Origin of the sequence: Oleidesulfovibrio sp. (assembly GCF_047973035.1) — a bacterium.
Classification (GTDB): domain Bacteria; phylum Desulfobacterota; class Desulfovibrionia; order Desulfovibrionales; family Desulfovibrionaceae; genus Oleidesulfovibrio.
In genome coordinates, this window is the sequence record NZ_JBKEBF010000037.1 from 108,587 (window position 1) to 131,315 (window position 22,729).

Genomic DNA, 22,729 nt, shown 5'->3' on the forward strand with positions numbered 1-22,729 from the left:
AGATTACGACACTATCGATAGCTTCCCGGATGTTTTTCGGTAACTTGTTATACTTGCAGAGAGCCTCTGAACTCATCCCAGCTGGTGATGCCAAGCTCGTCCACAAGTTGCTGCAGCTCGTCCACAAGGCGAAAGGCCATGTCAGGACGCATGAAGTTGGCGGTGCCTATCTGTACGGCGTGCGCGCCCACAAGGATGAATTCCAGAATGTCTTCCGCCGTGGTTGCCCCGCCGATGCCGATAACCGGAATGCTGACGGAACGTGCCACCTGCCATACGCAACGCAAGGCCACGGGCTTGATGGCAGGGCCGGAAAGACCGCCGATAACGTTGGCCAGCAGCGGTTTGCGGCAACGTATGTCCACGCCCATACCGCTAAGCGTGTTGATGCAGGCCAGCATGTCCGCGCCGCTGTCTTCCACTGCGCGGGCGATTTCAGTGATGTCGGTAACGTTGGGTGACAGCTTGACAATAACGGGTTTGGAGCCGGAGCGGCGTTTGACCGCGCTGGTTACCCGCGCCGCCTGCCGTGCGTCCTGACCGAACAGGATGCCGCCTTCGCTGACGTTAGGGCAGGAAATGTTTACTTCAATGGCGGCAATGCCCTCTTCTGCGGCCAGAATACCTGTCAGTTCCGCGAATTCGTCAGGGTCGCAGGCATACAGGTTGGCAATGACAGGGGTTTCCTGCCACGGCAGTTTGGGCAGCTTTTCGGTGATGAAATTTTCAACGCCGGAGTTCTGCAGGCCCACGGCATTCAACATGCCGCATGGAGTTTCGGCGATGCGGGGCATAGGGTTGCCTGCGCGGGCCTTTAAGGAAAGCCCTTTGACAACAATGCCGCCAAGCTTGGTCAGATCACCGTAGGGTGCAAACTCAACCCCGTAGCCGAACGTGCCCGAGGCAGTCATGACGGGGTTCTTCAGCTCGAGGCCATGCAGACCGCTGGGTATGGTAACGTGCAAATCCACGGCCGTGCTCCTATGCTTTGGTCAGGTCAATTTCATCAGCCCAGAATACGGGGCCGTTGTTGCAGACCTGTGCTTTGCCAGCCTGCGTTTCGTGCAGGTGGTGTTTGTCGGTGGTGCTGGTAACGCAGCCAAGGCAGCCGCCTACTCCGCATGCCATACGGGTTTCAAGCGAAAGCTGACAACGTGCGCCATGCTTTAAAGCAAATTGCTGCACGGTATGCAGGAACGGCGTGGGACCGCAAGCCAGCACCAGACCGTCACGCTCTGCGTATTCCGCAATGCGTTTTTCCAGGCGGGCGATGAACTTTTGCAGGTCTTCGGGGCATTCTTCCAGATAGTTGTCGGCCATGATTTTTTCGTTGATGCTTTCAAAAGGATAGCATCCCAAAGGCATACGGTGGCCGAATTCCATCCACAGGTTCCACGGTTTAGGGTGCGCGTGGGCATAACCGATGAACGGAGCGATGCCGATGCCGCCGGCCAGCAACAAGGTGGAGGTATCAGGCTCCACAGCAAAACTGTTGCCAAGGGGGCCCCACACGACTACGGAGTCACCGGCTTTCAGCTCGGCCAGTCTGCGGGTACCGCGTCCTACTGCCTGAAAGAACAGGACAAGATCGCGGCTGCTGACGCGGCATATGGAAAAAGGGCGTGCCCACAGCATGTCAAAGGCCCATCCGCGCGGACGGATCATCACAAACTGACCGGGCTTCCAGTCTTTCCATTGGGGTTTTTCAAGGCGCAGGGCAAAAAATTGCGCGTCACCGGACACTTGTCCGAAAGGGACGTTGTCCAGCACCTTGAGTTCGGTGCATTGCTCTTCGCTCATTTCACATTCCTCATATTTCTTAAGCCACGCAATCGCAGGCGTGGCTTTCTAATTGTCTAGAATAGGCCTTTGAGCGGGTCAACACTATCTTGCTGTAGAGTGGCGGAAAAGTGCCTGTACAGCACAGGCAGACTGTAAAAATACAGTAACAGCGCGGTATCAGAGGATAGTTGTGTCAAGCGAGGCTTGCAAGCAGTATAAAGCCAGATTGTATCTGTCCTTCACATAAGAATGACCTGCCCTGGTGGCAGGACTCACATAGTGTTTTCGTCCGCCTCTGACAAGAGCAGGATTACTTTGTTGCCAAATGCGGCAGTGCGCATTGCACAAAATAATGCGTCTGTGCAAATAAAGTACGCAGACGGGAATTATTACTGTTGCATCTGTGCCCTTCTATGGTTAGATGCAAGGTTGCAGACGGGACTGTGCCGGGGCGTTGGTCTGTCTGCATTGCAGTTTCGCGGCCTGATTGTGGCCGCAGAAAAGGCAGTTCCGCGATATGTTCTTGCATATCGGTGTGTTGTCTTTTTTTGCGGCAGCGTTGCGATGACCCGAACCGTATGTTGTCGGTTCCGTCTTGAGAAAGCAGGGGCATAACAGTCCTCTGGCAGACGGAAGAACGGCATGACGCCGGAATGAGAGCGTCAGAAGAACGGGCATCGGGCATAGTAAAAACTGCAACTCCCTACCCGCCCCGCTACGGATACCATAACAATGACACATCTACCTGAAATATTAGCACCCGCAGGCGATACTCAATCGTTTCTGGCAGCTCTGGCAGCCGGTGCAGACGCCGTTTACGTAGGCATGAAGCATTTTTCTGCCCGTATGCAGGCTGATAACTTTTCCATAAAAGAACTGGCCCAGATGGTTGAGCTGGCACGGCGCGAAGACCGCAAGGTGTATATTGCGCTTAACTCCATGCTCAAGCCCAACGACCCTGCCGCAGCCGGACGCCTTATTGCGCGGCTTGCGCGCGGAGTGCAGCCCCATGCCTTGATCATGCAGGATCTGGGCGCTGTGGAAATGGCGCGTCAGGCTGGTTTTGAAGGCGAAATACACCTTTCCACACTGGCAAACATTACACATCCGGCAGCGCTGGAGTCCGCACGCAGCATCGGTGCAGACCGCGTTATCCTGCCGCGGGAGCTGGACATAGACGAGGTTCGCCTGTGCAACGACAACTGTCCTGAGGGGCTTGACCTTGAGCTGTTTGTGCACGGTGCGCTTTGCTTCTGTGTATCAGGCCGCTGCTACTGGTCCAGCTACATGGGCGGTAAATCCGGTCTGCGTGGTCGCTGTGTGCAGCCCTGCCGCCGTATGTACAAACAGAAAAGCCGTGAAGGCCGTTACTTCTCGTGCCTTGACCTTTCGCTGGATGTGCTGGCGCGTAACCTGCTGGGTATGGAAAATCTTTCTTCATGGAAGATCGAAGGCCGCAAAAAAGGCCCGCACTATGTTTTTTATACCGTTACGGCGTATCGGCTGCTGCGCGATAACCCTAACGATCCGAAAGCCAGAAAGCAGGCCGAAGACCTGCTGAAGCAAGCGCTCAGCCGTCCTACCACCCACGCCCGTTTCCTGCCTCAGAAGCAGCATCCGGTGACAGCTCCGAACGATTCCACAAGTTCGGGCCAGCTGGTGGGCAAGCTGACGCGTGATAAAAAGGGTGCGTTTGAATTCAAGCCCCGCGTTGCGCTGCAAACTGCGGACTTTTTGCGCATCGGTTACGAGGACGACCCGTGGCATCGCACGGTACGCGTAAGCAAGCCCGTGCCCAAGGCCGGAGCTTTTACTCTGCCGTTTGCCAAAGGGCGCCCGCCTGCAGCCGGAATCCCTGTGTTCCTTATCGACAGGCGCGAAAAAGATCTGGTTGCCCTGCTGCGCCAATGGGAAGCAAAACTGAACGCTGTCCGGACCCGTAGCGAGACTTCTGTGGATTTCGAACCCGAGCTTCCTGCCCGTGCCGGAAGTATGGGCAAAGGCTTTACGGTTATGCTGCACGGCAACATACCCAAAGGCCGCCGCGGTGGGCGCGATGGCGGAGTGGTGGACGGAGTGTGGCTTTCGCCCAAGTCTGCCAGCATATCACGCACTCTGGTGCCCCGTTACTCGTGGTGGTTGCCGCCTGTTATCTGGCCTAACGAAGAAGATCAGTGGAAGCGCCTGATAGTGCAGGTGCTGCGCAACGGTGCCCGTCACTTTGTGCTCGGTGCGCCTTGGCAGATGGCGCTTTTCCCCGAGAATGCAAAGATCGCCCCTGTGGCAGGTCCTTTCTGCAATATCTCGAACCCTGCAGCGCTGGTTGTGCTGGAACGTATGGGAATCCGTGGTGCCATTGTCAGCCCCGAACTGTCCGGTGAAGAGGTTCTGTCTCTGCCGGCCATGAGCCCCATCCCGCTGGGTATTGTCCTGTCCGGTTACTGGCCTATGGGCCTTACCCGCAACCCCGTGCAGCCTCTTAAGCAGGGCGAGCCGTTTTATAGTCCTAAGCGGGAGCCCTTCTGGGCACGCCGTTACGGGCAGAATACTTGGCTCTTCCCCGGCTGGCCGCTGGATATAACCTCGCATCACGAAGAACTGAAAGCCGCAGGCTATACTATCTTTGTGCATATGAAAGAACAGCCGCCCCGTGAAGTGCCGGAGCCGTCGCGCTCCAGTACCTTCAACTGGGACCTGACGCTGCTGTAACGCATTTGAATGGAAGAATAAGAAAAGCCGGACATAACGTCCGGCTTTTTTTGCGTTTACAAGCTGGGCTACGCGCAATCAGACAGGAACACTAGGCCCATAATCTGGTAAAGCAGTCTTCAATGGCATCACGCGAGCGCAGGTCGGAAAGCCAGTGCACGGGTATCCAGTCCTGTCCGTGACGTGCCCCCAGCAGCATTCCCAGGGCAAGGCCTCTTGCGCATGAATCGCCGCCGCCCATGACGTTTTCAACCAGCCCTTCTGCGGGGTTGTCTTCGTAGCGTATGGCAAGCTGTATGACGCTGAGCATGGCGCCCTTCATGCCGCATGCCTGCCCGAAACGGGTTATGGCTTCAGCTCCTTCCATGTTCGTATGCATTTCGGCAAAGGCCAGCCAGTCTTCGGCAGGCAGTTCCGTATATCCGGCAGTTGCGGCGGACAAAAACGCGTCGGGCATAGAGTGCCCCTGCAGCAACGCATGGGCTGAACGCGCCATGAACTCCGCACCGTCTGCCACCAGTACAGAGCCATGCGTCATCAGGCATTGCGCACGGGCTGCATCAATAAGCCTGTCCAGATCATCGCCCAGAATAGCCAGCAGCGGCGCCACACGCGATGCTCCGGAAAAATCTCCGGTTACGGCACCTGTTTTGTCCGGCGGGGAACCTTGGGCAAAACGGGCCATGGTATCACGGGAAGCTCTGTCTATGTACCCTGTGTACTCTTTCATCATCTGCTGCCAGTGCTCGGCAAAAGTCTGAAGAGAAAAGTCGCGGGTTTCTGCAACGGTTTTCAGCAGCAGCAGAGTCTGGTCGCCATAGTGTGAAAGATCTCCCGCCTCTTTGGTGGGATGGTGGGCATTCAGGCGGGGGGCGACCAGTTTTGAAATTCTGCCCAGTGTTTTTTCTATGCGCTCTCTGTCGTATTCCCAGTGTGCGCCCAGCGCCAGCGAGTCAGCAACAAAAGACGCCAAAATGGCTGAACGTATCTTACTCATAATGCCCTCCTTGCGAGAAAGCCGGTCTGCTTTAGAGTTCTATTATGCAGAATAATGCAAATAGCGGCTTTTGACCATGCCAGAGGGCATGCAGCGTAATAAAAAAGGCAGCACCCAAACGGATGCTGCCTGAAAAGTAACAGTCAGGATGTTTATTGCGGAACGCTGCAAGTGTCCTTGGCAGCGCGTACAAGCGTATCTTTCATCTCTTCCACGTATTCTTTTACGCGGTCGGACTTTTTCCATTCTTCAAACATTTCCAGCCAGGTGCGGAATTCCATAAAGCTGCTGTCCAGCTGCGCTTCGTGGGACTGAACCCAGATGTTGAAAAGCTGCATCTGCAGCTGGAAAACAGAACTGTCAAAAACGCGGCCTGTCAGATCGTTGCGTACGCTTTTGCCTTCCAGCTTGGTGGCAACAAAGGTGCACACGGCGCTACGCGACGTTTCAAAGGTAATTTCCTTATTATTCATAAACTCCAACAGGCCGGCTACGTCGGGGTAGTCCTTCTGAATTCGTTCTTCAGCCTGCTCCGGTACACGGATAAACAGCTTGGAGTCTTCTTCTTCATTGATGAAATAAAAACGAAGCCAGTTTTCAAACATCATGACTTCAGCGATTTTCTTAACGGCCGTGCCGAATTCCGTGGACATGACAACTCCTAGATTCCTGATCTGGCGCGGATTGCGCGTGCCCAGACTATGGACATTGGACGGGCTGTCGTCAAGTCCGAAATTTCACAAAGTCGAAAGGCGGCTCAACACGCTGTGAATACAGTGCTCTTTTATAACAAACTGCGCTGCATTGCAGAATATTGCTGCGTGTGCGGGCTGGGCCAGCAGTATGACAGCGCAAGCTACGGAGGCATAGTTGTGAAGATGTTACGGAGAATAACAGGCTGTCTTTGTTTACTGCTGATTATTATCAAACACGGCGGGATACGGACCTTCAGAAGTGATGCCAACACGAGAGTTTGTTTGTAGCGTACTGCGCTGCTTTACCCATCTGAAGCTTTCCATTCTGCCAGAGGCAACATGCAGGCAGATAGCGCCGGTTACGCCGGTTATGGAGCAGCTGTTGCTACGTCTGTGACTGCCGGATTTGCGGCACAAAAAAGCGCCCGTCATCCGGACGGGCGCTTCAATACGAAGAAAGGCTATACATGCCTTGTTACCAACACCCTGCAAGGGGTAATCTTCAGTACCCGCTGGGTAACGCTGCCCAGCATAAGTCCTTCCAGTACGGTTTTACCGCGTGTGCCCATAACGATCATGTCACATTTTTCTTTCTTGGCCATATCTGCAATTTCCTCTGCGGGAGAGCCGTCAACAACCCGCTCGACAAAGCGGATATTGTGGTCTTGCAGCACGTCCCGAGCGGGACCCAGTACTTCGTTAGAAAGTTTGGCAACTTCCTTCGCAAAATCAAGATGCTGTTTCAGGTTAGGAAAAACCTGATTGCAATGCATCAGCAGTATATCGGCTTTAAACATGGCAGCCAGACTTGCCGCTTCCTTTGCCGCGGTCAAGGAGCTTTTCGAGCCATCCACGGGGAGGAGTATCCGTTTGATTTCCATAGTGAGTCTCCTTGTCGGTTAGACGGATTACGTTCCACTATATCTGCTCCTCACCCTTATGGCAACGACCAAAGGGAAATGTATGAAGGGTTTTTAAGACCATAAAAAAGGCTTCGTCCAGAAAGACGAAGCCTTGTAGCTGAAGAATGAAATTTTAGAATTCAAGATGGCGCGGTGTACGGGGGAAGGGAATTACATCGCGGATGTTGGTGATGCCGGTAAGCAGCATCAGCAACCGTTCAAAGCCCAGTCCGAAACCGGCATGAGGCGTGGTGCCGAACTTGCGCAGTTCAAGATACCACCAGTAGTCTTCAAGCTCCTGCCCCAGTTCCTTGATGCGGGCTTCAAGCACGTCAAGGCGTTCTTCACGCTGGGAGCCGCCAACCAGTTCGCCGATGCGGGGAACCAGCAGGTCCATGGCTGCCACGGTTTTACCATCGTCGTTCAGGCGCATGTAAAACGCCTTGATTTCTTTGGGGTAATCGTACACGGCTACCGGCTTTTTGAAATGTTCTTCCGCAAGGTAGCGCTCATGTTCGGTCTGCAGGTCTGTACCCCACTCTACAGGGTATTCAAACTTTTTACCGCTGGCCTTCAGAATGTCGATAGCTTCGGTGTAGCTGACACGGGCAAAGGGGCTGTTCACAATGTTTTCAAGGCGGTCTTTCAGCTCTTTATCAACAAACTTACAGAACAGGTCCAGATCAGCGGCGCAGTGCTCCATGACATGTCTGACCACATATTTGACCATGTCTTCAGCCAGCTGCATGTCATCTTCCAGATCGGCAAAGGCCATTTCCGGCTCAATCATCCAGAATTCTGCAGCATGGCGGGGTGTGTTTGAATTTTCCGCACGAAAGGTAGGCCCGAAGGTGTAAATCTTACCAAGGCTCTGGGCCATGATTTCGCCTTCCAGCTGACCGGAAACAGTCAGGTTGCACTCTTTGCCGAAGAAGTCATCATCATAGACGGAGCCTTCTTTGGGGGCGGCTACGCCTGTAGGCGGCAGAGTGGTCACGCGGAACATTTCGCCGGCGCCTTCGCAGTCGGAACCGGTCAGAATAGGCGTGTGCACATTAAAGAAGCCGTTTTCACGGAAGAAGTTATGTACTGCAAAGCTTGCTTCTGAACGGATACGGAATACGGCGCTGAACTTGTTTGTTCTGGGGCGCAGGTGTGCAATGGTACGCAAGTATTCGTCGGAATGCCGCTTTTTTTGCAACGGGAATGTTTCAGGGTCGGCACCGCCCAGAATAGTCATGGCGGCAGCGCGAACTTCCCACTTCTGGCCCTTGCCGGGCGATTCCACCAGCTGCCCGCGGATATCGACAGAAGCGCCGGTTGTGGCTTCTTCGACTACCTTATAAGCATCTGTTCCTTCATCGACGATGATCTGAATATTGGTCAGGCACGAGCCGTCGTTCAGTTCAAGAAAAGAAAATCCCTTGTTGTCACGGCGGGTGCGTACCCAGCCGCACAGCCGGATGTCATCGCAGGGTGCGGACGCATTCAATGCATCGAGAATCTGCGTGCGTTTCATATCATTGTCTCCTTGCGGTGGCTGGTGGAAAATGACCTCTACCCTTCATTTTGTGTCAGGATATGGTTTCTTGCGAAGGGATAGGCGTATTGTAATCGACGGTCAAGAGTGTTTGGTAGCGCGCGTAATACCTTTGTGCAGAGAGGCTCCGGGTAAGATGAGCTTCTGTGATCAGTCCCTTTGCTGTGAAGGGTTTATTTTTTTTCAAAAAATGATGTTTTAAACAATTATGTAAAAAATAAAGACGTCAAAAGCATAAAATAGTACAAAAATGTAAAAATAAAATTTTAAGAAAAAAGCAGTTTTTTTCTAACTGCCTGTTTTAATTAGTTGGTCGTTCGTTGGCACTGGCCGTGCATTATGGTATACAGCGTTTTGGCTATTTTACGCCTACTCTGAACCAGAACATACAAGATCCTTAATGAAGGAGCAGCAGAATGAGCGGACATCAGGCACGACTGAACGCAATTGCGGCAGTTACCAACTACAAGGCCGGAGAACCGGCATTCAGCTTTGCAGAATCTTCGCCCACAGAACTGTTCGGGTGCAACGTATTTAATGATAAGGTAATGAAGGAGCGCCTGCCCAAGTCGGTATACAAGTCGCTCAAGCGTACCATCGAACAGGGTGAAAAACTGGATCCTTCGCTTGCGGACATTGTGGCAAACGCCATGAAGGACTGGGCTCTTTCCAAAGGTGCAACCCACTACACCCACGTTTTTTATCCGCTGAACGGCCTTACTGCGGAAAAGCATGACGGCTTCCTTACCCCTGACGGTAACGGCAACGTGATGGCGGAATTCAGCGGCAGCCAGCTGATTCAGGGCGAGCCTGATGCCTCCAGCTTCCCCAGCGGCGGTTTGCGCGCCACGTTTGAAGCGCGAGGCTACACCGCATGGGATGTAACCAACCCCGCGTACATCATTGAAAACCCCAACGGAACCTTCCTGTGTATCCCCACTGCGTTCATTTCATACACCGGTGAGGCTCTGGACAAGAAAACGCCTCTGCTGCGCGCAAGTCAGGCTCTGAATACGCAGGCCCGCCGCATTCTGCGCCTTTTCGGTACGGAAACTGACGACCGCGTAGTCTCTTACGCCGGTATCGAGCAGGAATATTTTCTCATCGACCGTAACTTCTTCTTCGGACGTCCCGACCTGCAGCTTGCTGGCCGCACTCTGTTCGGCGCAAAGCCCCCCAAAGGACAGGAGTTTGAAGATCACTATTTCGGCACTGTGCCGCGCCGCGTGCTGGCATTCATGATGGAAGTGGAGCATGAACTGTACAAGCTGGGCGTGCCGGTTAAAACCCGTCACAACGAAGTTGCTCCTGCACAGTTTGAAATTGCTCCGGTGTTTGAGACTTCCAACCTCGCCACCGACCATAACCAGATCATCATGACGACGCTGAAAAGTATTGCAAAGCGTTACGGCATGGCCTGCCTGCTGCACGAAAAGCCTTTTGCCGGTATCAACGGCTCCGGCAAGCACGTGAACTACTCCATCGGTAATTGCAAACTTGGCAGCCTGTTTGATCCCGGTGATACCCCGCATGAAAACGCGCAGTTCCTTGTATTCTGCGCTGCCATGATTCGCGCCGTGCACAAATACGGTCACCTGATGCGTGCCGTTGTCGCTTCCGCCAGCAACGATCATCGTCTGGGCGCTAACGAAGCTCCCCCTGCGATTATGTCCGTATACCTTGGCGAGCAGCTGAGTGACGTATTCGAACAGATTAAAAACGGCGGAGCCAAGTCTTCTAAAAAGAAAGGTCTGCTGCAGGTGGGCGTAGACACCCTGCCCCCGCTGCCTATGGATGCCGGCGACCGTAACAGAACCAGCCCGTTCGCCTTTACCGGCAACAGATTCGAGTTCCGCGCTGTCGGTTCCAACATGTCCGTAGCAGGTCCGCAGGTTGTGCTTAACTCCATCCTGTCCGAGTCTCTCGACTACATCGCCACAAAGCTTGAAACTGCCACCAAGGGCGACATGACCAAGCTGCCCGGTGCCGTGCAGGATGTACTTAAAGACATTATCACCAAGCACGAAGCCGTTATCTTCAACGGCGACGGATACTCTGAAGAATGGCATAAGGAAGCTGAAAAACGCGGTCTGAAAAACCTGCCTACTTCCGTTGAAGCGCTGCCCATGCTGACTGAAGAAAGTGTGGTGGAAATGTTCGAGCGGTTCGGCGTATTCTCGCGCCGCGAGCTGGAAAGCCGCCAGAGCATCTACATCGAGCAGTACTGCCGCACCATTCAGACAGAAGCGGCGCTGGTTATTAAGATGTCACGTACCCAGATTTTCCCTGCGGCAATGCGCTATCAGGGAGAGCTTGCAGCAACTTGCGCCAACATGAAAGCAATCGGTATGGAGTTTGTGACGCATACGCTGTCTGACCTGACCGAAAAACTACGCGGCCTGCAGCAGGCAACCAGCGAGCTGGAAGCCGTTATGGCTACCCATTGCGAAAGCGAACTGGCAGAAGCCAGCTGCATGTGCACCAAGGCACTGCCTGCAATGCAGAAGGTACGGCTCTATGCTGACCAGCTGGAAAACATCATTGCCGACGATCTGTGGCCCTTGCCCAGCTATCAGGAAATGCTGTTTGTAAAATAAAGATCCTACCGCTTCCGACACAGAAACGGTTCACCGTAAGGAAGGCTCGCTTTGGCGGGCCTTTCTTTTTTTTCTCTCAAGGCTATCTAACATAACGCGGCATGCATGATTTTGTTATGCATCGCTGAATGGTTCATTTTGCAAAAATGTGATATAGTAGCCGCTAGTGGCTTTCAATGTAATTTATCAGTGTGTTACTGGCGGGCTGCTTGCCTGCCAACTACTGTGGTGGTTATCCGTCACAGCCAACCCACCGAGAGGGCATGAGCATGAGTACGAATTATCCCGTCTTTAATTGCAAAAACGGTGATGACGTTATCAGAGCTGTAAAGGACTACAACGTCAGTTTTGTCCAGTTCTGGTTTGTAGACATTCTGGGTAACCTGAAAAGTTTTCAGGTTGCGCCTGATGAACTGGAATCCGCCTTTGAAGAAGGCATGGGCTTTGACGGTTCGTCAATTCTCGGGTTCACCCGCATTGAAGAAAGCGACATGATTGCCATTCCTGATGCGTCCAGCTTTCAGATATGCTCATGGCGTCCGCTTGACCGCCCTGTTGCGCGTATGTTCTGTGATATCCACACCCCCGACGGCAACCCCTACGAGGGCGACCCGCGCTATGTTCTGCGCCGCCTTATCGATAAAGCCGCGCAGAAAGGGTACACATACTATGTAGGGCCGGAACTGGAATTCTTCCTGTTTGCAGACCCGTACAACCCGAAGCCGCTGGACTCCGGCGGGTACTTTGATGCTCCGCCGCTGGACCTTGGTAACGAAGTCCGCCGCGATATTATTTTTGCCCTGCAGAAAATGGGAATCGCAGTGGAATACAGCCACCATGAAGTGGCGCCTTCACAGCATGAAATCGACCTGCGTTACAACGAAGCCCTGAAGATGGCTGATATCGCCATGACATACAAAGTCGTGGTGAAGGAAATTGCCCGTAAACACGGCGTGTACGCGTCTTTTATGCCCAAGCCCATTTTCGGTGAAAACGGTTCCGGGATGCACGTGCATCAGTCGCTGTTCAAGAACGGGAAAAACGCCTTCTTTGACGCCAACGACCCGCATCACCTTTCTGCGGAAGCCCGTCACTACATCGCCGGTCTGCTGACCCATGCCAGCGAGATGACCTGCATCACCAACCAGTGGGTCAATTCATACAAGCGCCTTGTTCCGGGGTATGAAGCTCCTGTGTACATCGCATGGGCGCAGCGTAACCGCTCGTCGCTCATCCGCGTGCCCATGTACAAGCCCGGCAAAGAAGCAGCCACCCGCGTTGAGCTGCGTAACCCCGACCCTGCATGCAACCCCTACCTTGCCTTTGCAGCCATGCTGGGTGCTGGTCTGGAAGGCATCGAAAAAGGGTACGAAGTACCCAAGGCCGTGGAAGAAAACATCTTTGCCATGGAGGCGGAAGACCTTACCGCCAAGGGCATTGATTCTCTGCCGGGGTCGCTGTACGAAGCCGCAATCGCGCTGCGCGACAGTGCATTGATGAAAGAACTTCTGGGTGAGCATGTGCATCAGAACCTCGTAGGCAACAAGCTTATTGAGTGGGACGATTACCGTACGCACGTCTCAGAGTTTGAGCTTAAGCGCTACCTGCCTGTGCTGTAACCGGCACAGTTTTACAAAACAGATACGCCCCGCAACAGCTGTTGCGGGGCGTATTGTTGTGAAGGCATACTCTTCCCATCCGGCCCGCGGGGCTTTTGGGCTGCGGATTAGCACGATCTAGTGCTTCTGGCTGCGGCCCACTGCCTGCCCCGTCATAAGGCTGACAGACGCTTCTACTACCGCAAAAGCGACAGGCTGCCGGTAAGTGATGTGATCTTTTCAGCACAGCCGAACAACGCGATGCCCGCATATTCCAGATCGCAGGCACGGCAGGCGGACATCCTTTGCTCGTAATGGCCGTAGTTCTTTGATCGCTGTGCCGTACGGGTGAACCCTGCGGCAAGAAGCTGCTGCTCTTCTGCTGTACTACGCAGACGTTGAATAGCCTGCTGTCCGGCTTTCAGGATAGCAATGGGTAGTGTGGTTATCCCCGCATGCAGCCCGCCTGTGCCGTCCTGTACGTTATGGCCGACTATCTCAGGCCGCTGGCAACCCATGGAAGTGGAAAGAACAGCCGCGGCGTTGGCAGCCAGACCTGCGGGAAGAGATTCATCCAGAATGATGACAAAACGCTTGGTATTAACCGGCATAGCGACCTCCTGTAGCCCGCAGTTTCTTAACAGCGCTGCCGGAAAAAATCGCCCGCAACGCGAACAGCAGATTGCGCGGAGCTTCTCCTAGCCGCCTGACGCTATACGACCACCAGTCTTTGCCGTATGGCAGATACAGGCGGACTATGCGCCTTCCGGCTACCAGCTGCCTGCAGTAGTCAGGTCTGACGCCGTACAGCATTTCTACTTCCCAGCCTTCATCAGGCCATCCGTTCTTTCGTGCTTTCTCTGCCGCATATGCAACCATGCGGTGGTCGTGTGTGCCCAGTACGGGATAAACGCCACACTCCAGAGCTTCTGCGGAAAACAGCATGTCGATGCCTTTCCGGTACGCATTATCCATCTGGCCGCGACCTGTAAAAGCCAGAGAAGCGTTTTCTGCAAAGGCTCCTTTTACCAGACGTACCATAGCGCCTTGCCGGACAAGTTCCTTAAGGTCTGCCGCGCTGCGATGCAGGTATGTCTGGATGGTAATGGCAACGGGCAGGTTTCGTCTGTTCAGGTTTTGGTAGAGGTCTAGCGTCTGCTGTGTGACGCCGGAATCTTCCATGTCCAGCATAAGAACTTTGCGGGGTAAGGGGGATGGTATAGTTCGCCGAGAAGTCTGTTCCGTCTGTGTTCCGGCAATGCGCTGTGCAAGCTGTTCTGTGTGTTCAGCGCACAGCTGCCATGACAGCATGGAACCTATCTGCGTAGGGTCCACTGACACGTGGACCTGATGCCCGCTTGCAGCAAGAGCATCAATGCAGTCTTCCAGTTCGTTGACTGCCGCTGTGATTTTTCGCAGGTCACTTTCATATTCCCCGAGATAAAAAAGGGAGGCACAGACGTCCTCGGATTGCAGTGCGGATGCCGTTTTCATGGCTTGCGCCACGGTGCCGCCCCCGACAAAGCGGGAAGCAAAAGGCTGCATCACGGCAGACTGTTGCATGGTGGCAGTTACCCGTTTGCTGCGTGCAAGGGCGATCATTGATTTTTGCCAAAGGCGCATTGTTTCCTCCTGTTGATAAGGATGGTCACTAGCACCTGCGGCATGACGGGTATGGTACGAAATTGCGGAACTACGAATTTTCGGGCGCCGTAGCATCGCGGTATTGAGCCGGAGTCGCCCCTGTGAACTGTTTGAATACCCGTGAAAAATGGCTTTGATCGCTGAATCCGGCCTCTGCGGCAACCTGACTGAGGGGGATTGCTGCCTTAAGGCGCTGCTTGGCGGAGTTTACGCGAAGCTGATTATGATACGCATGCGGCGGAAGACCGGTCTGTGCCTGAAAAATGCGTAATAAATGAAAACGGCTGACAGCCGCCAGTTCAGATAACGCAGTCAGTGAGACATTCTCTGAAAGGTTGGCTTTCAGATAGCGTTGTACAGTATGCACTGCTTCGGGCATGTTGTGCTCTGGCACTACTTCTGCGTGGCGGGTGTGATTGACGATCAGTGCAACCAGAGCGCCGACCAGCCGTTCCTCTTTTTCCAGTCTTCCGGCACCGTCACATATACTTTGATATAACGCATGGAAAAGTTCAAAGAGAGCAGGATCGCTCACAACGGCCGCTTCAAATTCCGGTATGGTTGCAGCGCATCCTGCCATTTCGGCAGCAATGCCGTGCATCAGCTCCGGTGCAATGTAAAACATGCGGTATGTCATGTCGGAATCCGTATCCGGATTGCAGGCGTGTACGGTGTCCGGAGGAATAAGGGCAATCTGACCGGCTTGAGCATTGTGGTGGGCGTCGTGCATAAAAAACACGGTTCTGCCCGTTTCTATCAGCCCCACAGAATATGCATCGTGTGTATGCTTGCGAAAGATTTCTTCACTGTAGCTTGAAAAGCGCACTTCAAGCCCCGGCAAGTCGGGGTCGCGCCAGAAGCGTACGGCAGTATGTTCCGGTGTTCTTCCCATACGGGGCAGAATAGCGGCTTGGTTTGCGGGCGTAAAGCAGATACGCGGCTTAGACAAAACAGCCGGAAAGGGCTCCATACAGGCCGTCATGCAGAATGGTCCGGCAGCGGCGCGGCTTTTTGCGGAGCGATTTTGTTTGCATAAAAAAGCCCCGCAGGGGCATCGTGCATGATTCTCCCTGCAGGGCCGTTACCGGCATTTCACAGCGCTTACTTTTTGAAGTCTTTTCCGGCGCTGAATGCCTGCCCGAGGTATTCACCCACAGAGTAGTATCCGCGGGTAACAGGGGCAAAAATGATGGGGTCGATCTTCAAAATGTCGGGAAGGCCATCTTCGCGCAGGCACGATTCGTCAACCTTCACGTCTTTGACTTCGCCGATGAACTGGGTATGCAGGCCGATGCTGTGCGAATGAGTAAGAGTGCATTCGATAATAACGGGAAATTCATCCACGTAAGGTGCGTCAACAAGCTCGCCTTTAACAGCGGTCAGCCCCAGTGTTTCAAATTTATTCTCGTCCCTGCCGGAAACGATGCCCGCATAGTCGGCATGTGCCATGTGACGTCGCGAAGCAATGGAAACGGTAAAGGCTTTGCGGGTCAGAATGGCATCGTGCGAGAAGGTTGCCGGACGCAGTGAAACCGCAATGCTGGGCGGTTTTGAGCAGCAGATGCCTGCCCATGCGGCTGCCATGATGTTCGGGCGGTCGTCGGCATCATAGGTGCCTACACAAAAAAGCGGAGTCGGATACGCAAGTGTCTTTGCGCCAAGCGATTTTTTCATTGTGGTACTCCTTGGCTGGATATTCTGCCGTTCAGGCGGATTTATTGTCACAACGGGCTTCACACGAATCGCAGTATTGTGCCTTTCGTATGACACTGTGGCAAGGGTTAGGCGCAAAGAGGCGGAATTGGCAACTATCTGCCGCACGAAAACAGTACAGGATGTCTTATTTTGCCATTTTTGTACTATTGCAACTTGCAGCCTGTGCCGCTTTCTGCTAGCGAAATTGGTTGTTGTCTCGGCATTACGGGAACTTCCGCTCTGTGGAAGTCGTCACTCCCGCCCGGCTTCGCGCCTGTTATCAACTCTTTTCAACTTCTTTAGAGGAAGGAATACGAGCATGTTGAGGAAGTTCTCCATCGTCGCAGCTGTACTGGCCCTTACCTTGGCCTTTGCAGGCTCTGCTTTTGCTGGCAAATCTCTGGTAAACGGCATTGACGCCAACTACCCTCCTTTCGCCTACGTTGATAAAGACGGCAAGCCTGCCGGTTTTGACGTGGACGCCATGGACTGGATTGCAAACAAAATGGGCTTTACCGTAACGCATAAGCCTATGGAATGGTCCACCATTGTACAGAGCCTTGTTTCCAAAAAAATCGACATGGTCTGCTCCGGTATGAGCATCACCGAAGAGCGCGCCAAACAGGTAAACTTCTCTGACCCTTACTGGACCGTTGCTCAGGTTTTTATTGCCAAAAAAGGTTCCGGTATGACTGTTGATCAGGTTTTCACCGCTGAAAAGAAGCTGGGCGTACAGTCCGGTACGTCTGAAGCAGACTGGCTTGACAAAGAGAAGGCCAACAAGCCTGAGTGGAATTTCACCGCACGTTTTTACGATTCCGCTCCTCTTGCCATTGAAGACGTTATCAACGGCCGTATCGACGCCGCTGCCATGGACATCGCTCCCGCACAGGACGCCATGCGCGTTAAGCCTATTGAAATCGTGGGCTCCTTCACCGAACCCGAATACTTCGGCATCGCCGTTCGCAAAGACGACAAAGAGCTGCTCGACACCATCAACAAGGGTCTTGCCCTGCTGATGGCTGATCCCTACTGGGAAGAGCTGAAAGCAAAGTACCTTGGCGAAAAGCACTAAGCACTTTTTTGCTGCTGTCCCTTCCGCTGTCTTCTAAGGGCGGCGCAAGGAAATTCACAGTGCGTATCACTCCGGCGGGCACCTGTTGTCCGCCGGAGTTTGTGCGAAATGCGGGGGAAATCTTTTATCGCGTTTCGCGTGTTTTTTCTGTATAGCGAGCAGGCGCACAACGCGGGGCAACGGTCCCTTGCACGTACGGCAAAAGCACAATCAGCCGGAATCGCATGCGGTTCGGCAAAGCAGGCGCGGCACGGCTTTGTGCCAGGTTTGCGGCATTCGGTATAAACGGATGCCTACACATTTTTTTGACTGGTTATAATTCGAATGATGCAACAGCTTACAACCGTAATCGAAGCAATGCCTTATATCCTGCAAGGTGGTCTGGTTTCGCTGCTTATCGTAGTGGGAGCCATGCTGCTGGGTCTTGCCATGGGCATTCCCATGGCAGTGGGGCAGGTTTACGGTCCGTTTATCATACGCAGGCTCATCGGCCTTTATGTCTGGTTTTTCCGCGGCGTACCTATTCTGGTACTTATGTTTCTTTTTTATTTTGGCGTGTTTGAACTGCTGAGGCTTAATTTGAGCGCCGTCAGCGCCACCGCGCTTGTGCTGGGTATGACCAGCGCCGCATACCAGTCTCAGATTTTCCGCGGTTCCATTCAGGCATTGCCCGCAGGGCAGTTCAAAGCTGCCCGGGCCATGGGCATGAGTGATATGCAGGCCATCCGCACCATCATTCTGCCGCAGGCGCTTCGCCTGTCGCTTCCGGGCTGGTCCAATGAATATTCCATCATTCTGAAAGACTCCGCCCTTGCCTACGTTGTGGGCGCTATGGATATTTTCACCCGTACGCACTTTGTGGCGTCACGTACATACGAGCACCTGCCTCTGTTTATCGCAGCCGGCGGCCTGTACTTTGTAATTACTCTTGTCGGCGTCAAACTGCTTTCCGCGCTAGAGAAAAAAGTCCGTATTCCGGGCTACACCACATAAGGAATTTACCCCATGACAGCAGAAAAAAGCCCTATCCTGCGCGTGGAAAACGTCTGCAAGCAGCTTGGCGGCAAAGATATACTCAAGTCCGTTACTCTCTCCGTCAATAAAGGAGAGCTTAAGGTTCTTATCGGCCCCTCCGGCGCAGGCAAATCGACCCTGCTCCAGTGCATCAACTATCTGATTCCTCCGGATACGGGCAACGTGTACCTTGAAGGCCGTAAAGTTGATCTGCACCGCAAGGCGGAGCTGTATGAATTGCGTCAGCAAGTCGGCATGATTTTTCAGGATTTCAACCTGTTTGACCACCTGTGCGCACGAGACAACGTTGCCATTGCACTGCGCAAGGTAAAAGGTATCAGCCGCGGCGATGCCAATAAGCGCGCCATGCAAGAGCTGGAGCGCGTCGGTCTTTCCGACCGTGCCACACTGTACCCTGCCGAACTTTCCGGCGGTCAGAAACAGCGCGTGGCCATTGCCCGTGCCCTTGCCATGGACCCGAAAGTCATTCTGCTGGACGAACCCACCTCTGCCCTTGACCCTGAACTGGTCGGCGAGGTGCTTACCGTTATCCGCGATCTTGCCCGCGGCGGCATGACCATGATCATGGCAACCCACCAGATGGACTTTGCTCAGGCGCTGGCACACGAAATTCTGTTCATGCAGGACGGAGCCATCATCGAGCAGGGCACCCCTGCGGAACTGCTGGCAGAAGGCGCGAATACCCGTACTCAGGACTTCTGCAACCGCCTTTCCAATCTGTGTGAGGAGCTTTGCTAGTGCTGGACGCCTTTTACACAGATCAGTTGCTGCCCGCGCTGAACAGAGGTCTGTGGATGAGCTTTCTGCTCATCGTGCCCTCTGCCATTCTGGGCCAGCTTGTAGGCATCGGGGTGGGCACGCTGCGCGTGTTCGGCTCTACGCCGGTCAAAAAGCTGATGAACACCTATACGGCCATTTTTCGCGGTGTGCCGCTTATGGTGCAGCTTTTTGTGCTGTATTTCGGCCTGCCTAACATCGGTATCTACCTTGAGCCTTATGCGGCGGCCATGCTGGGTTTTGTGCTGTGCAGCGGTGCATACAACTCGGAATATGTGCGCGGAGCATTGCTTTCTATCCGGCAGGGGCAGATCAAAGCTGCGCAGGCGCTGGGTATGAGCAAGTTCCAGACAATTTTCTGGATTGTCATTCCTCAGGCGTTCCGTCGCGCACTGCCCGGATGCGGCAACGAAGTTATTTACCTTATTAAATATTCTTCGCTGGCCTACATTATCACCTGCATCGAGCTGACGGGCGAAGCACGTGCCATTGCCACCAAGACCTTCCGCTTTACCGAGGCGTTTATGGTGGTAGGCATGTACTATCTGGCACTGGTCACCATTGCCACGTGGATTCTGGACAAGCTGGAGCAACGGCTTTACATTCCCGGTTTCGGACGCAGCAAAAAATAACTTTTTGCCGTGCGCCCCGCGGGGCACCATTTACTGAAACAACATAGCCGCCCCGCCGGTAACGGCGTGGGCGACTTTTTTTATACGGCTCATCAACCTTTAAGACACACCACAGCAAGCAGACTTACGGACAGAAGACGACGGTTCACTCCGCCCGCTGCCTTTGCGCAGCATACCCCGCCAGCCCGCTTTGCCTGAAAGCACCATACGGTCAGCATCCTTCGGAGACTCAGTCATGACATCCTGCACTACCGACACAAAGCTCATCATCAGCAAGCTTACTGAAATTCTCGGACCGGAAGGCATTCTCGTATCCCCCGGCGAACCCTACGACCGCGACTCTTCGCCGTATACAGTAACGCCGGAAGTAGTGGCCCTGCCCGAAACCACAGAGCAGGTTCAGGCAATTGTCCGTCTTGCCAATACGCTCAGTTTTGCCATTATTCCCCGCGGTGCAGGCACCGGTACAGCCGGTGGCTGCCTGCCCCTTAACGGCGGTGTGGTTGTATCACTTGAGCGTATGAAGCGCATCATCACGCTGGATACCGAAAGCCTGTATGCACATGTTGAAGCAGGCGTTATCACAAAAGAACTGCGCGATACCGCAGCAGCCAGAGGTCTGTTTTTTCCGCCCGACCCTGCCAGTCTGGAAACGTCTACTCTCGGCGGCAACGTGGCAACCAACGCCGGAGGCCCTGCCTGCGTCAAATACGGTGTTATCCGCGACTATGTGCTTGGTGTAGAGGCTGTATTGCCTGACGGCGAAATCATCAATGCCGGAGTCCGCACCCGCAAAGGCGTGGTCGGTTATGACATGGCGCATCTGCTTACAGGCTCTGAAGGTACATTGGGTATCATTACGTCCATGTACCTGAAACTCGTTCCCATGCCGCCCGCAACTGTTGGCGTGGCTGCTGTGTTTCCCTCGTTGCCGGATGCCATGCGTACCGTGGCCGCCGTGCTGGGCCGCGGTCATCTGCCCAGCGCCCTTGAATTTCTGGATCATAAGTGCCTGAGGCTGGTGGGCGATAAACTGCCCTTCCGTATTGCCGACGAAACAGCATCGCTGCTGATTATCGAGCTGGACGGCAGGCCGGAAGCCATAACGCCGGAAATTGAAACCGTGGCCGCCATCTGCACAGAGCATGGCGCAACCAACCTGATGCCCGGCGGCACTGCAGAAGAGCGCGAGACTATCTGGAACGTGCGCCGCGAAGTGTCCACCCGCATCAGAGAGCACGCCGCCCGCTCTTTTTCGGAAGATGTCGTTGTGCCCATCGGTTCCATTGCCGATTTTATTGCAGAAGTGCCTTCTTTTGAGCAAAAATACGCACTGGACATCTTTGCCTTCGGGCACGCAGGTGATGGTAACATTCATCTGATTCTTACCGTGCCGCGTAATCTGCCGGAAGATGCACCCGCACCCCTTATGGATGAAGGCATTGAGGCGGTAGCGCGCCGCGTGTTGGCGCTTGGCGGCACCATTTCCGGCGAACACGGCGTAGGCGAGGCTAAAAAGCACCTGCTTCCGCTTGAAATCGGTCCTGCTTCGCTGCGGCTGCAGCGTGGTATCAAGGCTCTTTTCGACCCTAATAACATCATGAACCCAGACAAGGTGTTCCCTGCCCGGTAACAGCAGGTCACCGGAGTACCCGTGGCAAAAAAACGCAGACGTAAACCTTCGCGCCCTCTGCCGCCGCCCCGCTTTTCGCAAAGGCTGTATGTGCAGGTAGCGCCGTCCGATATCGGCATGTTCCGCTTTTTGATGGAAGCGCAGGACAACCTTGGCTACATGAGCGTGATCAATAAGTTTGACGGCATCCTGCAGGTGGTCTTTTCCCCGCATCAGGAGCGCGAAATGCGCGATTTTCTGCGCGGTATGCAGCAAACCATCTCGTTCAGCATCAGCGAGCCGCCACAGGTGGAATGGCACGACCCGCTGCCGGATGTTTCAGCTGACGATGATATGGCAGAACTTGCATGCTCCGTAGAAGAGGCTGCGCCTGTACAGGAATAACCTGCGGGTAGAATAGTAGTAAAATACAAGCGCACGTTCCATAACGGAACGTGCGCTTGTATTTTACAGAATGGTTTCCGGAACTTTCCCTTTTGCAAAACAGTGCGGAGTCTGAACGCAACAGATGCAGGTGCCGCAGTGGCGGAAAAGCAAGATAGGTTCGGGCATTTTCGTTCGACTTTTTAGGCCTTGCCTTTGCGGTAGGCCATCAGGTCGCGCATCATGTCCAGTTTTTCCATGGTCTGGTTAACGCGCCAGTAAAATTCTTCCACTTCAAAAGGCTTTGTAAGGAAGTCACTTGCACCGTTTTTCAGAAAACGGGCAGTCAGCGGACCGGAACCTGCGGCAGACACGCCGATGAGCCCCATTTCGTCAGGACGGTAGCGCTGGCGCAGTTCGCTTACCAGCTCCACGCCGGTCATACGGGGCATGTTGTCATCAGTTATAACCAGCCCGATGTTGCCTTCGGCCTCAATAATTTCCAGAGCCTGTTTACCGTCCTCCGCCTGTAGTACCTGAAACTGCTGAACTTCCAGCAGGTGCGCCATCTGATGCCGCGCGGTGCGCGAATCATCTACGACCAGCGCACGGACAAACTGGTTGTGGAAAACGCGGATAAGCGCTGCCACCATGGGGTCCATATCCCGTACGCTGCCCTTGAGAAAGTAATCAACGACGTTACGGTCGAAAAAGCGGGCACGGACAGATTCATCAAACGAAGCCGTAAGCACGATACTGGGCACACCGCTGGCGATGCACTTGTCCGCTGCTTCGCCATCGGGGGCGTCCGGCAGGTTCAGGTCTACAACAGCAATGAAAAGTCCGGCTTCGGGGTTCTGCCCGGCAAGGTTCTTATGCTCTTCCAGCAGCGCTCCGGTTTCTTCCAGCGTAGCAGCGGTGATAACCTTGAAGGGGGTCAGCGTTTCGATGTGATTTTGTATAATGCGGGTCTGTACAGGGCTGTCTTCTACCAGCAGCACAGTACGGGCTACTTGCTTTTCCATTGTTGCTCCTTTGCGGGCGGCCTTGTGCTC

21 protein-coding genes are annotated in these 22,729 nt (G+C 54.1%); 9 read left to right on the plus strand and 12 right to left on the minus strand.

Annotated features, from left to right (window positions below; all coding sequences use genetic code 11):
• Positions 1-47 precede the first annotated feature (47 nt).
• Positions 48-971 carry a dihydroorotate dehydrogenase gene (locus ACK5LI_RS12725; RefSeq protein WP_416949913.1) on the minus strand — a complete coding sequence of 308 codons (924 nt, stop codon included), beginning with the start codon at positions 969-971 and terminating at the stop codon, positions 48-50.
• 10 nt (positions 972-981) lie between these two features.
• Positions 982-1,800: a dihydroorotate dehydrogenase electron transfer subunit gene (locus ACK5LI_RS12730; protein WP_416949915.1), complete on the minus strand. Its 819-nt coding sequence runs from the start codon at positions 1,798-1,800 to the stop codon at positions 982-984.
• A gap of 714 nt (positions 1,801-2,514) precedes the next feature.
• Here ACK5LI_RS12730 and ACK5LI_RS12735 point away from each other — a divergent pair.
• A complete protein-coding gene (locus ACK5LI_RS12735; protein ID WP_416949917.1) occupies positions 2,515-4,491 on the plus strand; it encodes a U32 family peptidase in 1,977 nt (658 codons plus the stop codon).
• Between the two features lie 91 nt (positions 4,492-4,582).
• Here the strand turns inward: ACK5LI_RS12735 and ACK5LI_RS12740 are convergent, their stop codons facing one another.
• From ACK5LI_RS12740 to asnS, 4 genes are all read right to left on the minus strand, one after another.
• Entirely contained in the window at positions 4,583-5,488 is a 906-nt protein-coding gene (locus ACK5LI_RS12740) for an ADP-ribosylglycohydrolase family protein (protein ID WP_416949919.1), read from the minus strand.
• A 152-nt stretch (positions 5,489-5,640) separates the two neighbouring features.
• Complete coding sequence (locus tag ACK5LI_RS12745; protein WP_416949921.1) at positions 5,641-6,141, minus strand: hypothetical protein; 501 nt, start codon at positions 6,139-6,141, stop codon at positions 5,641-5,643.
• 503 nt (positions 6,142-6,644) lie between these two features.
• A complete protein-coding gene (locus tag ACK5LI_RS12750; RefSeq protein WP_416949923.1) occupies positions 6,645-7,064 on the minus strand; it encodes a universal stress protein in 420 nt (139 codons plus the stop codon).
• A 154-nt stretch (positions 7,065-7,218) separates the two neighbouring features.
• Positions 7,219-8,604, minus strand: a complete 1,386-nt coding sequence (gene asnS, locus ACK5LI_RS12755) for an asparagine--tRNA ligase (protein WP_416949925.1) — start codon at positions 8,602-8,604, stop codon at positions 7,219-7,221.
• Positions 8,605-9,041: 437 nt separating this feature from the next.
• On the opposite strand from asnS, the gene ACK5LI_RS12760 reads away from it, so the two are divergent.
• Both ACK5LI_RS12760 and ACK5LI_RS12765 read left to right on the plus strand, forming a co-directional pair.
• Complete coding sequence (locus tag ACK5LI_RS12760) at positions 9,042-11,222, plus strand: glutamine synthetase III (protein ID WP_416949927.1); 2,181 nt, start codon at positions 9,042-9,044, stop codon at positions 11,220-11,222.
• A 269-nt stretch (positions 11,223-11,491) separates the two neighbouring features.
• Positions 11,492-12,841, plus strand: coding sequence for a glutamine synthetase family protein (locus tag ACK5LI_RS12765; RefSeq protein WP_416949929.1), 1,350 nt, complete (start codon positions 11,492-11,494; stop codon positions 12,839-12,841).
• A gap of 176 nt (positions 12,842-13,017) precedes the next feature.
• Here ACK5LI_RS12765 and ACK5LI_RS12770 read toward each other — a convergent pair whose 3' ends face one another.
• The 4 genes from ACK5LI_RS12770 to ACK5LI_RS12785 all read right to left on the minus strand — a co-directional run bounded on the left by ACK5LI_RS12770 (position 13,018) and on the right by ACK5LI_RS12785 (position 16,138).
• Positions 13,018-13,431, minus strand: coding sequence for a DUF2000 domain-containing protein (locus ACK5LI_RS12770; RefSeq protein WP_416949931.1), 414 nt, complete (start codon positions 13,429-13,431; stop codon positions 13,018-13,020).
• Positions 13,421-14,443 carry a proline dehydrogenase family protein gene (locus ACK5LI_RS12775; protein WP_416949933.1) on the minus strand — a complete coding sequence of 341 codons (1,023 nt, stop codon included), beginning with the start codon at positions 14,441-14,443 and terminating at the stop codon, positions 13,421-13,423. The genes ACK5LI_RS12770 and ACK5LI_RS12775 overlap by 11 nt, the downstream gene beginning before the upstream one ends.
• A 70-nt stretch (positions 14,444-14,513) precedes the next feature.
• Positions 14,514-15,434: a helix-turn-helix domain-containing protein gene (locus ACK5LI_RS12780; RefSeq protein WP_416949935.1), complete on the minus strand. Its 921-nt coding sequence runs from the start codon at positions 15,432-15,434 to the stop codon at positions 14,514-14,516.
• A 131-nt stretch (positions 15,435-15,565) separates the two neighbouring features.
• The gene (locus ACK5LI_RS12785; protein ID WP_416949937.1) at positions 15,566-16,138 is read right to left on the minus strand and encodes a flavin reductase family protein; all 573 of its coding nucleotides are present in this window, start codon (positions 16,136-16,138) and stop codon (positions 15,566-15,568) included.
• Positions 16,139-16,478: 340 nt separating this feature from the next.
• Between ACK5LI_RS12785 and ACK5LI_RS12790 the strand changes: the two genes are divergently transcribed.
• The 4 genes from ACK5LI_RS12790 (at position 16,479) to ACK5LI_RS12805 (ending at position 19,678) form a co-directional block, all read left to right on the plus strand.
• A complete protein-coding gene (locus tag ACK5LI_RS12790; RefSeq protein WP_416949939.1) occupies positions 16,479-17,234 on the plus strand; it encodes an ABC transporter substrate-binding protein in 756 nt (251 codons plus the stop codon).
• A 324-nt stretch (positions 17,235-17,558) separates the two neighbouring features.
• Positions 17,559-18,227, plus strand: a complete 669-nt coding sequence (locus ACK5LI_RS12795) for an amino acid ABC transporter permease (RefSeq protein WP_416949941.1) — start codon at positions 17,559-17,561, stop codon at positions 18,225-18,227.
• A 12-nt stretch (positions 18,228-18,239) separates the two neighbouring features.
• Complete coding sequence (locus tag ACK5LI_RS12800) at positions 18,240-19,007, plus strand: amino acid ABC transporter ATP-binding protein (protein WP_416949943.1); 768 nt, start codon at positions 18,240-18,242, stop codon at positions 19,005-19,007.
• On the plus strand, positions 19,007-19,678 hold the full coding sequence (locus ACK5LI_RS12805; protein WP_416949945.1) for an amino acid ABC transporter permease: 672 nt from the start codon (positions 19,007-19,009) through the stop codon (positions 19,676-19,678). The genes ACK5LI_RS12800 and ACK5LI_RS12805 overlap by 1 nt, the downstream gene beginning before the upstream one ends.
• Before the next feature lie 99 nt (positions 19,679-19,777).
• On the opposite strand, the gene ACK5LI_RS12810 is transcribed toward ACK5LI_RS12805, so the two are convergent.
• The gene (locus tag ACK5LI_RS12810; protein WP_416949947.1) at positions 19,778-19,915 is read right to left on the minus strand and encodes a hypothetical protein; all 138 of its coding nucleotides are present in this window, start codon (positions 19,913-19,915) and stop codon (positions 19,778-19,780) included.
• Between ACK5LI_RS12810 and ACK5LI_RS12815 the strand changes: the two genes are divergently transcribed.
• Complete coding sequence (locus ACK5LI_RS12815; protein WP_416949949.1) at positions 19,914-21,311, plus strand: FAD-binding oxidoreductase; 1,398 nt, start codon at positions 19,914-19,916, stop codon at positions 21,309-21,311. The two genes, ACK5LI_RS12810 and ACK5LI_RS12815, sit on opposite strands and share 2 nt — an antisense overlap.
• Positions 21,312-21,332: 21 nt before the next feature.
• Positions 21,333-21,695: a DUF4911 domain-containing protein gene (locus ACK5LI_RS12820; RefSeq protein ID WP_416949951.1), complete on the plus strand. Its 363-nt coding sequence runs from the start codon at positions 21,333-21,335 to the stop codon at positions 21,693-21,695.
• Between the two features lie 182 nt (positions 21,696-21,877).
• On the opposite strand, the gene ACK5LI_RS12825 is transcribed toward ACK5LI_RS12820, so the two are convergent.
• The gene (locus ACK5LI_RS12825; RefSeq protein ID WP_416949953.1) at positions 21,878-22,699 is read right to left on the minus strand and encodes a response regulator; all 822 of its coding nucleotides are present in this window, start codon (positions 22,697-22,699) and stop codon (positions 21,878-21,880) included.
• Positions 22,700-22,729 lie beyond the last annotated feature (30 nt).

What these genes read in the sequence shown, in the direction of transcription:
- ACK5LI_RS12730 (WP_416949915.1), bottom strand. Translation starts at nt 1,800, where the DNA reads ATGAGCGAAGAGCAATGCACCGAACTCAAGGTGCTGGACAACGTCCCT.
- ACK5LI_RS12735 (WP_416949917.1), top strand. Translation starts at nt 2,515, where the DNA reads ATGACACATCTACCTGAAATATTAGCACCCGCAGGCGATACTCAATCG.
- ACK5LI_RS12740 (WP_416949919.1), bottom strand. Translation starts at nt 5,488, where the DNA reads ATGAGTAAGATACGTTCAGCCATTTTGGCGTCTTTTGTTGCTGACTCG.
- ACK5LI_RS12745 (WP_416949921.1), bottom strand. Translation starts at nt 6,141, where the DNA reads ATGTCCACGGAATTCGGCACGGCCGTTAAGAAAATCGCTGAAGTCATG.
- ACK5LI_RS12750 (WP_416949923.1), bottom strand. Translation starts at nt 7,064, where the DNA reads ATGGAAATCAAACGGATACTCCTCCCCGTGGATGGCTCGAAAAGCTCC.
- asnS (WP_416949925.1), bottom strand. Translation starts at nt 8,604, where the DNA reads ATGAAACGCACGCAGATTCTCGATGCATTGAATGCGTCCGCACCCTGC.
- ACK5LI_RS12760 (WP_416949927.1), top strand. Translation starts at nt 9,042, where the DNA reads ATGAGCGGACATCAGGCACGACTGAACGCAATTGCGGCAGTTACCAAC.
- ACK5LI_RS12765 (WP_416949929.1), top strand. Translation starts at nt 11,492, where the DNA reads ATGAGTACGAATTATCCCGTCTTTAATTGCAAAAACGGTGATGACGTT.
- ACK5LI_RS12770 (WP_416949931.1), bottom strand. Translation starts at nt 13,431, where the DNA reads ATGCCGGTTAATACCAAGCGTTTTGTCATCATTCTGGATGAATCTCTT.
- ACK5LI_RS12775 (WP_416949933.1), bottom strand. Translation starts at nt 14,443, where the DNA reads ATGCGCCTTTGGCAAAAATCAATGATCGCCCTTGCACGCAGCAAACGG.
- ACK5LI_RS12780 (WP_416949935.1), bottom strand. Translation starts at nt 15,434, where the DNA reads ATGGAGCCCTTTCCGGCTGTTTTGTCTAAGCCGCGTATCTGCTTTACG.
- ACK5LI_RS12785 (WP_416949937.1), bottom strand. Translation starts at nt 16,138, where the DNA reads ATGAAAAAATCGCTTGGCGCAAAGACACTTGCGTATCCGACTCCGCTT.
- ACK5LI_RS12790 (WP_416949939.1), top strand. Translation starts at nt 16,479, where the DNA reads ATGTTGAGGAAGTTCTCCATCGTCGCAGCTGTACTGGCCCTTACCTTG.
- ACK5LI_RS12795 (WP_416949941.1), top strand. Translation starts at nt 17,559, where the DNA reads ATGATGCAACAGCTTACAACCGTAATCGAAGCAATGCCTTATATCCTG.
- ACK5LI_RS12800 (WP_416949943.1), top strand. Translation starts at nt 18,240, where the DNA reads ATGACAGCAGAAAAAAGCCCTATCCTGCGCGTGGAAAACGTCTGCAAG.
- ACK5LI_RS12815 (WP_416949949.1), top strand. Translation starts at nt 19,914, where the DNA reads ATGACATCCTGCACTACCGACACAAAGCTCATCATCAGCAAGCTTACT.
- ACK5LI_RS12810 (WP_416949947.1), bottom strand. Translation starts at nt 19,915, where the DNA reads ATGACTGAGTCTCCGAAGGATGCTGACCGTATGGTGCTTTCAGGCAAA.
- ACK5LI_RS12825 (WP_416949953.1), bottom strand. Translation starts at nt 22,699, where the DNA reads ATGGAAAAGCAAGTAGCCCGTACTGTGCTGCTGGTAGAAGACAGCCCT.